The organism is Chryseobacterium sp. StRB126 (assembly GCF_000829375.1).
In the GTDB taxonomy this organism is placed as follows: Bacteria; Bacteroidota; Bacteroidia; order Flavobacteriales; family Weeksellaceae; genus Chryseobacterium.
Map to the genome: position 1 here is coordinate 1,847,475 of NZ_AP014624.1, position 12,994 is coordinate 1,860,468.

At 35.4% G+C, this 12,994-nt stretch carries 11 protein-coding genes; 6 read left to right on the forward strand and 5 right to left on the reverse strand.

The genetic code is table 11. The annotated features are described in order from the left end of the window. Nucleotide 1: 1 nt before the first annotated feature. Nucleotides 2-778 carry a zinc ribbon domain-containing protein gene (locus CHSO_RS08325; protein WP_045494824.1) on the forward strand — a complete coding sequence of 259 codons (777 nt, stop codon included), beginning with the start codon at nucleotides 2-4 and terminating at the stop codon, nucleotides 776-778. 372 nt (nucleotides 779-1,150) lie between these two features. On the opposite strand, the gene CHSO_RS08330 is transcribed toward CHSO_RS08325, so the two are convergent. Together CHSO_RS08330 and CHSO_RS25925 are read right to left on the reverse strand one after the other, a co-directional pair. Further along, nucleotides 1,151-2,929, reverse strand: a complete 1,779-nt coding sequence (locus CHSO_RS08330; RefSeq protein ID WP_045494825.1) for an AMP-dependent synthetase/ligase — start codon at nucleotides 2,927-2,929, stop codon at nucleotides 1,151-1,153. A gap of 146 nt (nucleotides 2,930-3,075) precedes the next feature. After that, on the reverse strand, nucleotides 3,076-3,216 hold the full coding sequence (locus CHSO_RS25925; protein ID WP_171817625.1) for a hypothetical protein: 141 nt from the start codon (nucleotides 3,214-3,216) through the stop codon (nucleotides 3,076-3,078). 80 nt (nucleotides 3,217-3,296) lie between these two features. On the opposite strand from CHSO_RS25925, the gene CHSO_RS08335 reads away from it, so the two are divergent. The 3 genes from CHSO_RS08335 to CHSO_RS08345 all read left to right on the forward strand — a co-directional run bounded on the left by CHSO_RS08335 (nucleotide 3,297) and on the right by CHSO_RS08345 (nucleotide 6,078). Further along, complete coding sequence (locus CHSO_RS08335; protein ID WP_045494827.1) at nucleotides 3,297-4,436, forward strand: acyl-CoA dehydrogenase; 1,140 nt, start codon at nucleotides 3,297-3,299, stop codon at nucleotides 4,434-4,436. Nucleotides 4,437-4,458: 22 nt separating this feature from the next. Then, nucleotides 4,459-4,824, forward strand: a complete 366-nt coding sequence (locus CHSO_RS08340; RefSeq protein ID WP_045494829.1) for a hypothetical protein — start codon at nucleotides 4,459-4,461, stop codon at nucleotides 4,822-4,824. Nucleotides 4,825-5,130: 306 nt separating this feature from the next. Beyond that, nucleotides 5,131-6,078, forward strand: coding sequence for a hypothetical protein (locus CHSO_RS08345; RefSeq protein WP_045494831.1), 948 nt, complete (start codon nucleotides 5,131-5,133; stop codon nucleotides 6,076-6,078). Nucleotides 6,079-6,408: 330 nt separating this feature from the next. On the opposite strand, the gene CHSO_RS08350 is transcribed toward CHSO_RS08345, so the two are convergent. Continuing rightward, nucleotides 6,409-7,356, reverse strand: coding sequence for a DUF4349 domain-containing protein (locus CHSO_RS08350; protein ID WP_045494833.1), 948 nt, complete (start codon nucleotides 7,354-7,356; stop codon nucleotides 6,409-6,411). 306 nt (nucleotides 7,357-7,662) lie between these two features. Between CHSO_RS08350 and CHSO_RS08355 the strand changes: the two genes are divergently transcribed. Together CHSO_RS08355 and CHSO_RS08360 are read left to right on the forward strand one after the other, a co-directional pair. After that, nucleotides 7,663-8,154, forward strand: coding sequence for a hypothetical protein (locus tag CHSO_RS08355; RefSeq protein WP_045494835.1), 492 nt, complete (start codon nucleotides 7,663-7,665; stop codon nucleotides 8,152-8,154). Further along, entirely contained in the window at nucleotides 8,151-10,418 is a 2,268-nt protein-coding gene (locus CHSO_RS08360; RefSeq protein WP_045494837.1) for a reprolysin-like metallopeptidase, read from the forward strand. Before CHSO_RS08355 ends, CHSO_RS08360 begins: the two co-directional genes overlap by 4 nt. 81 nt (nucleotides 10,419-10,499) lie before the next feature. Here the strand turns inward: CHSO_RS08360 and CHSO_RS08365 are convergent, their stop codons facing one another. Next, nucleotides 10,500-12,095 (reverse strand): peptide chain release factor 3, encoded by a 1,596-nt coding sequence (locus CHSO_RS08365; RefSeq protein ID WP_045494839.1) that lies wholly within the window; start codon nucleotides 12,093-12,095, stop codon nucleotides 10,500-10,502. 133 nt (nucleotides 12,096-12,228) lie between these two features. Beyond that, the gene (locus CHSO_RS08370) at nucleotides 12,229-12,948 is read right to left on the reverse strand and encodes a hypothetical protein (protein WP_045494841.1); all 720 of its coding nucleotides are present in this window, start codon (nucleotides 12,946-12,948) and stop codon (nucleotides 12,229-12,231) included. Nucleotides 12,949-12,994 lie beyond the last annotated feature (46 nt).

The following is a 12,994-nucleotide window of genomic DNA, read 5'->3' on the forward strand; positions in this document are numbered from 1 at the left end:
TATGGCAAAAACCAACGATATTTCAGTTGAAGAAAAATTAAGAGCTTTATACGATTTACAGATCATTGATTCAAGATTGGATGAAATCCGAAATACTAGAGGAGAATTGCCAATTGAAGTTGAAGATCTTGAAATCGAGATTGAAGGTCTTGAAAAGAGAGCTGAAAAATTTCATGCAGACATTAAAGATCAGGACGATCAGATCAAAACAAAGCATGAAGTGATTAACCATGCAAAAACTTTAATTGAGAAATACAAATCTCAGCAGGATAATGTAAGAAACAATAAAGAGTTTGAAGCATTAGGAAAAGAAATGGAATTCCAGGATCTGGAAATTCAACTTGCTGAAAAAAGAATTAAAGAATTCGGAGCTAAAATTGCTCACAAAAACGAAACTTTAAGTGAGTTGAACGATAAGATCAACGATTTGAAAAACCACTTGAAATTCAAGAAAGAAGAATTAGAAGGTCTTATTTCTGAAACTCAAAAAGAAGAAGAATATTTGTTAGAGCAGTCTAAAGAATATGCAGGTAAAATCGATGAGAGATTATTAGCTTCTTACAACAGAATCAGAACAAACTCTATCAACGGTCTTGCTGTAGTAGGATTAGAGAGAGGAGCTCCAAAAGGATCTTTCTTCACTATTCCACCACAAAAGCAAATGGAAATTGCTCAGAGAAAGAAAATCATTATTGATGAGCACTCTGGAAAAATCCTTGTTGACGATGAGTTGGTAATGGAAGAAAACGAAAGAATGAAATCTGTAATTAAATTCTAATTATTGATTTTCAACAATACAAAAGCTGTTTCATTTTGAGGCAGCTTTTTTCGTTTTATCCAAACACGAGAATTACACAAATAATTTTCACGAATAATATTAACGATTCACCAGTATTTTTGTCATTGGCAACACTGAATCTCCGATTTCCGACGAATGAGGAATTTCAACATGGTAAAATATAAGTTTGGATTCCAGTCGGAATGATAAAGGTTGTAGTAAAAGAATCTGCATAATCTGTTAAATCTACGAGAGTAAAAATTTCACTAGCAAGGGGGGGAGTTGTTTTTTATAACAGATTCCATTGGTTTTAGTCAAAACCTAATTAAACCCTGAAAAAAAACCGCTTCATTTGAAGCGGTTGATATTATTTTAATCTTGATGATCGTACATTTTATTATAAAGGGCTATAAACTTCTCTTTTACCGCTTTTCTCTTCAATTTCAGTGTGGGAGTCAGAAGTCCGGATTCGATACTCCAAATCTCAGGAGTTAGCTCAATTTTCTTAATTTTCTCCCAGTTTCCAAGGTGTTCATTAATTCCATCAATTTCTTTTTCAATTCTCTGTTTCAGTTCTGTGCTTTTTGCAATCTCTTCAGGAGTAGAACCAATATTGAGATTATTTCTCATTGCCCAGTTTTTTGCAAATTCAAAATCAGGTTGTATCAGAGCACAAGGCATTTTTTCGCCATCACCTACCACCATGATCTGCTCAATGAATTTTGAGGCTTTAGCTAGGTTTTCAATAGTTTGAGGAGCAATATATTTTCCACCTGATGTTTTGAACATTTCCTTCTTACGGTCCGTGATCTGTAAGAAGCCATCACTATCAATATGGCCAATATCTCCTGTTTTAAAGAATCCGTCTTCAGTAAATGCTTCCTTAGTCATTTCTTCATTCCGGAAGTAACCTTTAAAGACAGAAGGTCCTTTTACTGTAATTTCACCGTCTTCCTGAATTTTAACCTGTAAATTATCCAATGGAATTCCTACAGTTCCTACTCTCATTTTTTCAAAACTATTTACAGAAATTACAGGTGATGTTTCTGTTAATCCATACCCTTCCAAAATAGGAATTCCTGCATTCTGAAACATTAAATTCAGTCTTGTAGACAAGGCTGCAGATCCGGAAACTAATGTAATGATCTCACCTCCTAAACCTTCTCTCCATTTTGAAAATACCAGTTTGTCAGCAATAAGTTCCTGAATGCCTGATGGCTTAGAAACAGATTTCTTTTTGGTAATCAAATTCAAAGCCCAGAAGAAGATTTTCGATTTTAAACCTCCGGCAGAAGAACCGGTATTGTAAATTTTATCATATACTTTTTCTACCAGTCTTGGGACTACAGTCATATAATGAGGCTTAACTTCTTTTACGTTTTCACCCATTTTTTCGATGCTTTCAGCGAAGTAAAGAGAAAAACCGTTGTATTGATAAAGATAGAAAAGCATTCTTTCAAAAATATGACAGATAGGAAGGAAGCTTAAAGCTCTTGTTTCCTTATAATCCAGACTTTTTTTCTTTGGAATTCTTGGAATTGAACCCAATACATTGGAAACAATATTATTATGGGTAAGCATGACTCCTTTAGGTCTTCCTGTAGTTCCTGAAGTATAAATAATAGTAGCTAAATCTTCTGTATTAATGGCATTGGAAAGGTCTTCCACTTCAATTTGAGTAGATTCATCCTCACCAAGATCCAGAATTTCACTCCAGTTGGCAGCACCACTTATTTTATCAAAAGTAAAGATTCCCTGTAAGCTTGGGATGTTGTGCTTTACCTTCATTACCTTATTAAGAAGTTCTTTGTCAGAAACAAAGCAATATTGTATTTCAGCATTGTTGAAGATAAATTCATAATCCTCCGGCGAAATACTTGGATAAACCGGTACCGAAACAACGCCAATTTGGGAAAGCCCAAAATCCATTATTGCCCATTCTGTACGAGAATTGGTGGTTATCAAAGCGATCTTATCACCCGGTTTTATACCTAGCTTCAGTAATCCTCTGGATATCTTATTTCCTTCATTAATAAACTCCTGCGTAGAAGTTTTTTTCCATTCACCATTATATTTTGTTACAAACATATCCGTTTTAGGATATTTTGCTAAAGCGTAGTGCGGAATATCGAATAATCTCTTGATCGTCATGATTTTTTAAATAATTTATAAATAAATCTAAATATAAGCATTTTTTTTAATTGTATACATCTGAATCTGATAATTGGAGATAAGTTGAATGTGTACCATAACAAATTCTGTGTAAAAGCGCTCTGGAAGCCGTAAAAACGGATTATCTAAATCTTTCTATAGCAGAATGCCTCTTCATTATTAACAGGTCTTATTAACCACCTAACATCTGTTTTATAAGGCATCAATATCACAAAATCAAGAATCCCGAACCCCGCATCCAGAATCTCTCCCATCTCCCTTTCCATCAGTATTTTCCCTACTTTTAATTTATTTTTTCAGATTTGCTTAAAAAGTGTAAATTTACGGCTATCTAATTATTTTTTTTATGGACTTTAATTTATCTGAAGAACAGCTGATGATTCAGCAGGCGGCAAGAGACTTTGCACAGAACGAACTATTACCTGGAGTTATTGAAAGAGACCGCGACCAGAAATTCCCTGTTGAGCAGGTGAAGAAAATGGGAGAAATGGGCCTTTTAGGAATGATGGTGGATCCTAAATACGGTGGTGCAGGTATGGACAGTGTTTCTTACGTGCTGGCAATGGAAGAGATTGCAAAAGTAGATGCTTCTGCAGCGGTTGTAATGTCTGTAAACAATTCATTGGTTTGTGCTGGTTTGGAAAAATTTGCTTCTGAAGAGCAAAAAGTAAAATATCTTACTCCTCTTGCAAGCGGACAGGTTATCGGAGCATTCGCTTTATCTGAGCCGGAAGCTGGTTCTGATGCTACTTCTCAGAAAACAACTGCTGAAGACAAAGGAGATTACTATCTTTTAAACGGAATCAAAAACTGGATCACCAACGGAGGTACAGCTACTTATTATATCGTAATTGCACAAACAGATCCTGAGAAAAAACACAAAGGAATTAATGCCTTTATTGTAGAAAGAGGATGGGAAGGTTTTGAAGTAGGAGTAAAAGAAGATAAACTGGGAATCAGAGGAAGTGATACACACTCTTTGATCTTCAACAACGTAAAAGTTCCTAAAGAAAACAGAATTGGTGCAGACGGGTTTGGTTTCAATTTTGCAATGGCTGTATTGAACGGTGGTAGAATCGGTATTGCTTCTCAGGCATTAGGAATTGCTTCAGGAGCTTATGAATTAGCTCTGAAATATGCTAAAACAAGAAAAGCTTTCAAAACTGAGATTATCAACCACCAGGCTATCGCATTCAAATTAGCAGATATGGCTACTCAGATTACTGCTGCAAGAATGTTATGTTTCAAGGCAGCTTGTGAGAAAGATGCAGGACAAGATATCTCTGAAAGCGGAGCTATGGCAAAATTATACTCTTCTCAGGTAGCAATGGATACTACTATTGAAGCAGTGCAGATTCACGGTGGATACGGATATGTGAAAGAATACCATGTAGAAAGATTAATGAGAGATGCAAAAATCACTCAGATCTACGAAGGAACTTCTGAAATCCAGAAAATTGTGATCTCAAGAAGTATCGCAAAATAAATAACAATAAAACACACTCCCTATGAAAAAAACTTTGTGGATTACCCTCGGTGTCGTACTGCTATTATTAGGAGTATTTGTATGGTATAAGTTCTTCTTCGTTTTTGGTGAAGGCGTAAAATCTGGATACCTGAATTATGCTATGAAAAAAGGCTATGTCTTCAAAACTTATGAAGGTAAACTGATTCAGGAAGGGTTTGGAAAAGGAAAAACGGGAGGTATTACAAGCTATGAGTTTGAATTTTCCGTAGACGACCCTGAAGTTTTCAAACAATTGGAAACCAATAGTGGTAAAACCTTTGATCTCCATTACAAAGAATACAATGGCGCTCTTCCGTGGAGAGGAAATACAAAGTTTGTCGTAGACAAAGTAGTGAACATGAAATAATGTAAAAGGCCTCCGTTTTGGAGGCCTTCTTATTTTAAAGTATCATTATACTCTGAAAACAACCCTGTTAATGTTATAGTATTTGATGGCGCACTCATTTTTTTGAGCTTATTATATTACAAAGTACTGATCAATTTTGGTATTGTTTTTTAATAAATATTTTTGCTAAGCATGATTATGAAAGCCGTTTCATATTTTAGAGGCTACTAAATTTCAAAATAATTATGTATAGAATAGTGAAAATCAGTGATTTATTTTTGATGTTCAATAAGTTTATTACATTTGTTTCATTAAATAAATCACACTATGATGAAAATTTTATCTCTATTGCTTCTTTTTGGAGCAGTAATACACGTTACTTCCCAAGTGGGAATCAATACGCCTCAACCTACTGAAACATTAGACGTTAACGGCTCAGTACGTATACGAAACATTAAAGAAACAGCACCTAATGCTTCTGCAAAAGATTCTATTGTTGTATTTGATAAGGGGGGTGTTCTTAAAAGAGCAACGGCTTTACAGATTATTACTCAGGGTAATGGATTAACTTCTGTAGTGACAGCAAGCCCGTTAACGGGAAACGGAACAGCTTCTAATCCGGTTATTCTTGGGCAGAATGGTGCGTCCAACGGACAGTTACTTCAATGGAACGGCACAACATGGATCCCTGTTTCACCATCTGCTTTGGGAAGTATAGCATTAACCCTTGGAACTTCAGGTAATGATATCAACATCTTAAATTCACCTGCTTCTTTAGGAGAAAGTATAAGACTCAATGTACCGGATGCAAGTACCACAGCAAGGGGAGTGGTTACTACAAGCAATCAGTCGTTTACAGGAACAAAAATGTTTTCAGCTGTGGGGATAAACACTTCCACACCTAATGCATCTTCACGACTGGATGTTAATGGTACTTTTAAGTTGGGAAGTACCGGAACAGTTAATAAAAATGTGATTAATTTTTCAACATCGGTCAATAATTCGATCAGCAGCGGAGATTCAACATTTTTAACCGGAGCTTTTAATTCCTCAGGGATTTTGGACGTCAATGTGACGATTCCAGCAGCAAATAGGCCAACTTCTACACAGGCCATAGTAAGTGTATCCCCGAATTTTGATTTGCCGGGAGCTGTATCAATAGCTTCAGCAAGACTTACTTCTCCTTCCAATGTAAGAATACGTTTTATGAATACAGATAGAAATAATACGCAGACTATATCCGGAACCCTGTTTATTACCATCAGTGAATTTTAATTAACCTGAGTTCGGGATAAGACATTTTTGCTTTTAGAAAGTAAGGAAGCCTGAAGCTGGAAGAGGAAAGTGAGTTGAGGTTAAAAAAACACTTACAACCCTGTAATGTATTATTCCTTTAAAGACTGCCTCATCAAATTTTACGGCAACGTCAGAAATGGTAGTTCCGATAGTAACTTCCAGCCTCTCTCTTCCAGCTTCCAGTCTATTATCCTTAATTTTATGATCCCGAACTCGGGTTAATTAGATTTTTTTCCTATAAATTAATAAGATATTTTATCTGATATTGTTATTAATAAAAAAAATCGATCTTGTGATCGATTTTAAACTTTAATGGGAATCTTTATCAGGAACATTTTTGTTTCTCTTTTTATAAAAATAATATCCAATACCACCAATCAGAAACACTGGCCATAGCGGAAGAAGAAAAAGAAAGATTGAAGTAATCACCCCCCAGCCGGATTCAATGGCTGCCAATGATTTCCCACCAAAAGTTTTAGGCTCCTTTTCCGCTTCGGTTTTATCAGTAATATTTATATCAATACTGCAAATGGTGTTGTCTGTATAATTACGTCCTGTAACCTGAATATCTCTGGTTTCAATACCTCCTATATTGTTGTTTAAAGCTTCCATTAATCCATCAAAATGCTGAATAGGAATTTTGATGTTCATCCTGTAGATCTTTTGATTTTCATCCTGTTGATTGGCAGATTCAATATAAGACTGATTTTCACTTTTAATATATCCATTGTTTTTGAAGGCTTCCTCTCTGATGATTTCTTTTACAGTTTCCACATTATCTGCCTTCACTACAAGATATCCCGTTTTTACCATTTTATCTTTAGGTACATTCAGTTCATAGCGGTCGTTATTTGGTTTTTCTTTGTAAATGATTTTAGTTTCTTTAATTACTTTAGGAGCCGAAACGGTGGCAGCTACTTTGTTGGATTTTTTAACTACAGAATCTTTTTTTTCAACTTTTGATTCCAGTTTTGTAGAAGCAATCTTATCGGATAATGAATCTACCATTTTGGAAGTACTTTCTATTTTCTCCTGGATATCATTTTTAGCCCCTTCAATATCTTTTATTCTTATACTTGCTGAATCAAGAGCCTGATTAGCGGTTTTGCTGGCATTATCAACAGCCTCTGAAGCAACAGAAGCAGCGCTGTCTATACTATTTACAGTTTCTTCAATTTTAGATTTGGAAACCTCACCTTTTTGACTGCACGCAATAAAAGCGCCTGATATCGTAATGAGTAATATGAACTTTTTCATAACATTATTTTTTTTGATGAAGTAAAATTAATCATGAAGCTTCTGAAGTACTTGTAAATGAAATGTATTCTAATAGTAAAATTATAAGTATAATGTTTTCAGTAACTTGTATTCGTTTTACAAGAGATTTACAAAATTTTACCGAAAGATGGACAGTTGACCTACTTGTTTATTTATTAGTGTTTTTTTTAAGCTTTGTGTAATTTCTTTAATACTTTTCTGTCAATTATATTATGAACTTCTTATTTATTGGGTTTATTCACTTGTTTTTGATTTGATATTTAAATAATATTTATTTTTGATGCTATGATTTCACTGTCAAAGTATACTTTTTTTAGTTTTTGTTGTTTTCTGGTATTGAATTGTATTCATTATAAAAATGGGGTACAAGAAAGTTATGATAAAGAAGATCAGCAGGAGATCAGCTTTTCGGAAATTAGAAGACTTAATCTTAGTATTGATTTAAAACCATATACGGTTATCAATTCCAGTGAAGAAATTCATGCTTTATATAAGAAACTTCGTGATCCCAGGTACTCCAGATCTGCTCCAATTCCAATTTTAGAGGATGGGGAATATTTTTTAGTATTGAAGCCTAAACTCAGTCAAATAAAGTATGGAGATATTGAAGTTGAAAAACTGGAAAGAAAGAATGCTGTTTTGAGGGTCTATTATAAAGAAATTGAAAATTTTGAGTATGCTCAGCAGAAAACGGGAGATCCCATATTGATTCTTAAAGTTTTTGAAAAGCCTAAAAATAATAATAACATCATATTAATAAAAAAGCAAACCTTATGAAAAGAAAAATATTATTTCTGACAGCATTTGTAATGCTTTCAGGGACAGCATTTGCACAGAAGAATGTCTGGAACAGAGCCTCGCAGAAAGAGGTGAAAGAAAAAAGAGAGAGGACGGTAAGGACTTCAGCTTATCAATTAGTGAACTTGAATATGGATGAACTCAAGCAGCAGTTGGCTTCTACCCATGACAGAAGCAGATCGGCTTCGGAAAAAGGTATTTTAATGAAATTTCCGGATGACAAAGGTGAATTTGATACTTATGAAGTTTATGAAGCCTCTACAATGCATGATGACTTGCAGGCAAAATATTCTGATATAAAATCTTATGTGGGTAAAAAGGTTGGAGACCCTACGGTCAATATACGATTTTCCCTTGATCCATATTTCGGTTTGAATGCCGCGATCAGAAGTACAAAAGGAATATATTATATAGATTCTTATTCTTCTGATAACAAGATTTATATAGTATATGATCGAAAAAATGCTGTTTCTTCCGGAAGATTTAGCTGTCTGTTCAATGAAGATATGGTCCAAAATAAACTGGCAGAATTGGGAGCAGAAAATAAAAAAACTGTGGTTGACGGTTTAATGAGAAGATATAGACTGGCAATCACTACCACAACAGAATACACTGCATATACAGCGCAACAGGCAGGAGTAACAAACGGAACAGATGCACAGAAAAGAGCTGCTGTACTGGCTGCTGTTAATTTGGTGATAGCCCGTGTTAACCAGGTATTTGAAAATGAAATTGCTGTTACCCTGCAGTTAATCCCTAATACGGATCAACTGTTTTTTATCACCACGGATACCTTTGATGATCTGGATGCAGATCAGATGATTAGCGAAAATGTTGTAGTAACCAATAATATAATTGGAGCTAATAATTATGATCTTGGACATCTTTTTTTTAAAGCAAGTCCGGGAAATGATAATGGATTGGCTCAAAGACCGGCAGTCTGCTCTACCCTTAAAGCTGAAGGAGTAACAGGATCCGCCAACCCGGTAGGAGATCCCTTCAGTATTGATTTTGTAGCTCATGAAATGGGACACCAGTTTGGAGCTAATCATACCCAAAATAATAGTTGTAATAGGAATACTGCAACATCCGTTGAACCGGGAAGTGCAAGTACTATTATGGGATATGCCGGAATATGTGCACCTGACGTGCAATCGAATAGTGATGCTTATTTTCATGCAGTAAGTATACAGGAAATGTATAACTGGATTACCGGAGGTGGAAATTGTGGAGTTAATACAAACACAGGAAATAATGAGCCTACCGCTAATGCTGGACCTGATAAAACTATTCCTATGGGAACGCCATTTGCTCTAACAGGAGTAGGAACAGATCCGGATGGTGATGCCATTACTTATAACTGGGAACAAATAGATACTGGTGCTGCAACCATGCCGCCAAGACCAACAAATACCAGAGGTCCTTTGTTCCGTTCTTTATGGGCAGGAACATCCCCAACAAGATATTTCCCAAAATTATCTACTATTGTTGCGGGTTATGATGCTACTATAATAGATGCGTTAAACCCATTGTCTTGGGAAAAACTTCCTTCAGTAGCCAGAGTACTTAATTTTTCATTAATGGTAAGAGATAATAATCCGGTAGGGGGACAAACTGCCCGTGATAATGTTACTTTAACGGTTTCTGCTGGTGCTGGACCGTTTATTGTTACTTCTCAAAATGCTGCAGGAGTTGTCTGGAATAAAGGACAATCTCAAACAATTACTTGGAATGTTGCCAATACTAATGCAGCACCAGTAAATACAGCTAATGTCACTATTCTACTTTCTACAGATGGAGGACTTACATTTCCTCACACATTGGTAGCCAGTACACCCAATAACGGATCTTATACATTCAATGTTCCTCAAAATGTAAGTGAGACCTCAAATGCAAGGATTATGATTAAAGCGATTGATAATGTTTTCCTGAATGTTAATAGCATGAACTTTACGATTAGGGCAGGTTCCTTAGCAACAAAAGAAATTGAAAAAGCCGATGAAGGAGTTAAAATCTATCCAAATCCTTCCAAAGGAATATTTACCATTGAAACAGAATCCCAAAATGGTATTTCGTATACTGTTTTTACTGTTGATGGAAGATTGGTGAATGCTGCAAAAGAAATCAAAGGTCAGAAAATTAAGGAAGAAGTTAATCTTTCATCTCTTCCTAACGGAGTATATGTAGTTCAGGTAGATAAAGATGGACAGAAAATTTCCAAGAAACTGATAATTAAAAAATAGAATTTTAAGATTTTATTGTAAAAAGAAACCCGTTCTATACTTTGGAACGGGTTTCTTTATTTTTTATATAGAATGTAATTCTTAATTTTCTCTGAATTCACTGATAAAGTGAAGTTTCACATTCGGGAACTTCTCCTGTGTCATGTGAATGGTGAAAGAAGAGTCAGCTAAAAATACCAATTGATTGTATTTATCTCTGGCAAGGAATCTTTGCTTTAATCTTGCAAACTCTTTAAACTCTTCAGATTTCTCATCAGCTTCTATCCAACAAGCTTTGTGCATTGAAAGCGGTTCATAAGTACATTTTGCCCCATATTCATGCTCCAGACGGTACTGAATAACCTCGTACTGAAGGGCTCCAACTGTTCCGATGATCTTTCTTCCGTTCATTTCTAACGTAAATAACTGGGCAACTCCTTCATCCATCAACTGATCGATACCTTTTGCCAATTGCTTAGCTTTAAGGGGATCATTGTTGTTGATATAACGGAAATGCTCCGGAGAGAAGCTTGGTATTCCTTTGAAGCTTAGCTTTTCACCCCCCGTTAAAGTATCACCAATTCTGAAACTTCCTGTGTCATGAAGACCAACAATATCACCTGGGAAACTTTCTTCCACTACTTCTTTTTTATCAGCAAAGAAAGCATTCGGAGAAGAAAACTTCATTTTTTTACCTTCTCTTACCAATAGATAGTTTTCGTTTCTCTTGAATGTTCCTGAAACAATCTTTACGAAAGCTAATCTGTCTCTGTGCTTAGGATCCATGTTCGCATGAATCTTAAATACGAATCCTGTGAAAGTGCTTTCTTCAGGTTTTACTAAACGGGTATCACTTTCTTTAGGTTGTGGCATCGGAGCAATGTCGATGAATGCATCCAATAATTCACGAACTCCAAAATTATTCAAAGCAGAACCGAAGAAAACAGGTTGTAGATCGCCTTTCATATAATCTTCACGATTAAACTCAGGGTAAACAGACTGGATTAAATCAAGCTCTTCTCTTAAAGTAGTGGCAGCTTTTTCACCAATTACATCATCTATTGAAGTGTCATTAATATCATCAAACTTAATAGAATCTCCAACCTTTTGCTTTTTTTCTTCTAAAAATAACTGAATATTGTCTTCCCAGATATTATAAATTCCCTGGAAGTCGTTTCCCATACCAATTGGTAAAGAAAGTGGGCAAACCGTTAATCCTAATTTCTGTTCTACTTCATCCAAAAGATCGAAGGCATCCTTACCTTCACGGTCAAGTTTATTAATGAATACCAGCATCGGAATATTTCTCATTCTACATACCTGAACCAGTTTTTCAGTTTGTTCCTCAACCCCTTTGGCAACGTCAATGACAACAATTACTGAATCTACGGCTGTTAAAGTTCTGTAAGTATCCTCAGCAAAGTCCTTGTGACCCGGAGTATCCAGAATGTTGATTTTATGGTCTCTATATTCAAATGCCAATACGGAAGTAGCTACAGAGATCCCTCTCTGTCTTTCAATTTCCATAAAGTCGGAAGTAGCTCCTTTTTTTATTTTGTTGGATTTTACCGCACCCGCTTCCTGGATTGCCCCCCCGAAAAGGAGTAGTTTTTCCGTAAGAGTAGTTTTTCCGGCATCCGGGTGGGAAATGATCCCGAAGGTCTTTCTTTTTTGTATTTCTTTGATTAAGTCTGACATATCGTATTTTGAAGTTGCAAAAATCGTGATTTTTTACGAGGTTTTCAAATTTAAATTACTGGAATGTTGGTGGAGGAATCCGTCTTTTTGAGATTCGGGCTGAAAAGTCAGAGATAGAATTAATATTTTATGATCAATTTTTTAATTCAGCTAATAAGAATACAAGACCAAAAATGGCTCCACAGATCACAAATACGGCAAGAATTAAAAGCCAGCCTCCTAATGAAGTTCCTTTGCTATTAACTTTCCAGGTAGTTGGATCAATAGAAAAGCTATTGAGAGCCATAGGATCTATTTTTAAATCCGGACGAAAAACTGTAATTCCATGCATAAAATGGGCGTATAAAGTAAATTTGTTCTTTACAACATGAAGGGGAAGATTCATATCAATACGTCTTCTCGTTTCTTCTTTTTTTCCAGGTTTTAAAGTTACTTCAAGAAAAGGAACAATGCTCCCTCCAACTGTTGTTACCGAATAAATATCAAAATCTTGATTTGAGGAACGAAGCTCTGTGTATAATATCTGTTCTACGATTTCATTTTTTGAATTGTAAAATAAAAGTCCAGTATTATCAACAACGATCTTCCTTGAAAGATTTTTTCTCTTTATGATATAGTACCGGGTAGCAGGAATTAAGATAAGAAGTGAAATTCCCCAGCATATCAATACTGCTGAAAGCATAGTTTCAAATCCTCTTTTATAGATTCCATAAACGGGACCGAGGATAAGAAGACTGAATAATAAAAACAACATCCCGAAAAAGGTGGTCTGAAGGATAAAAGTGGCCAACCTGTTAAGTTGAGATTCAACACCGGCGAAAGGAATTGCTGTATTTGTTTTTATGATAGTCATGGTAATGGGGCTAATTTAAGTATTTTCCTTTTTAGTTGCCTATAGC

Coding starts and splice junctions, on each gene's coding strand:
- CHSO_RS08325 (WP_045494824.1), top strand. CDS start 2: ATGGCAAAAACCAACGATATTTCAGTTGAAGAAAAATTAAGAGCTTTA.
- CHSO_RS08330 (WP_045494825.1), bottom strand. CDS start 2,929: ATGACGATCAAGAGATTATTCGATATTCCGCACTACGCTTTAGCAAAA.
- CHSO_RS25925 (WP_171817625.1), bottom strand. CDS start 3,216: ATGGAAAGGGAGATGGGAGAGATTCTGGATGCGGGGTTCGGGATTCTT.
- CHSO_RS08335 (WP_045494827.1), top strand. CDS start 3,297: ATGGACTTTAATTTATCTGAAGAACAGCTGATGATTCAGCAGGCGGCA.
- CHSO_RS08340 (WP_045494829.1), top strand. CDS start 4,459: ATGAAAAAAACTTTGTGGATTACCCTCGGTGTCGTACTGCTATTATTA.
- CHSO_RS08345 (WP_045494831.1), top strand. CDS start 5,131: ATGATGAAAATTTTATCTCTATTGCTTCTTTTTGGAGCAGTAATACAC.
- CHSO_RS08350 (WP_045494833.1), bottom strand. CDS start 7,356: ATGAAAAAGTTCATATTACTCATTACGATATCAGGCGCTTTTATTGCG.
- CHSO_RS08355 (WP_045494835.1), top strand. CDS start 7,663: ATGATTTCACTGTCAAAGTATACTTTTTTTAGTTTTTGTTGTTTTCTG.
- CHSO_RS08360 (WP_045494837.1), top strand. CDS start 8,151: ATGAAAAGAAAAATATTATTTCTGACAGCATTTGTAATGCTTTCAGGG.
- CHSO_RS08365 (WP_045494839.1), bottom strand. CDS start 12,095: ATGTCAGACTTAATCAAAGAAATACAAAAAAGAAAGACCTTCGGGATC.
- CHSO_RS08370 (WP_045494841.1), bottom strand. CDS start 12,948: ATGACTATCATAAAAACAAATACAGCAATTCCTTTCGCCGGTGTTGAA.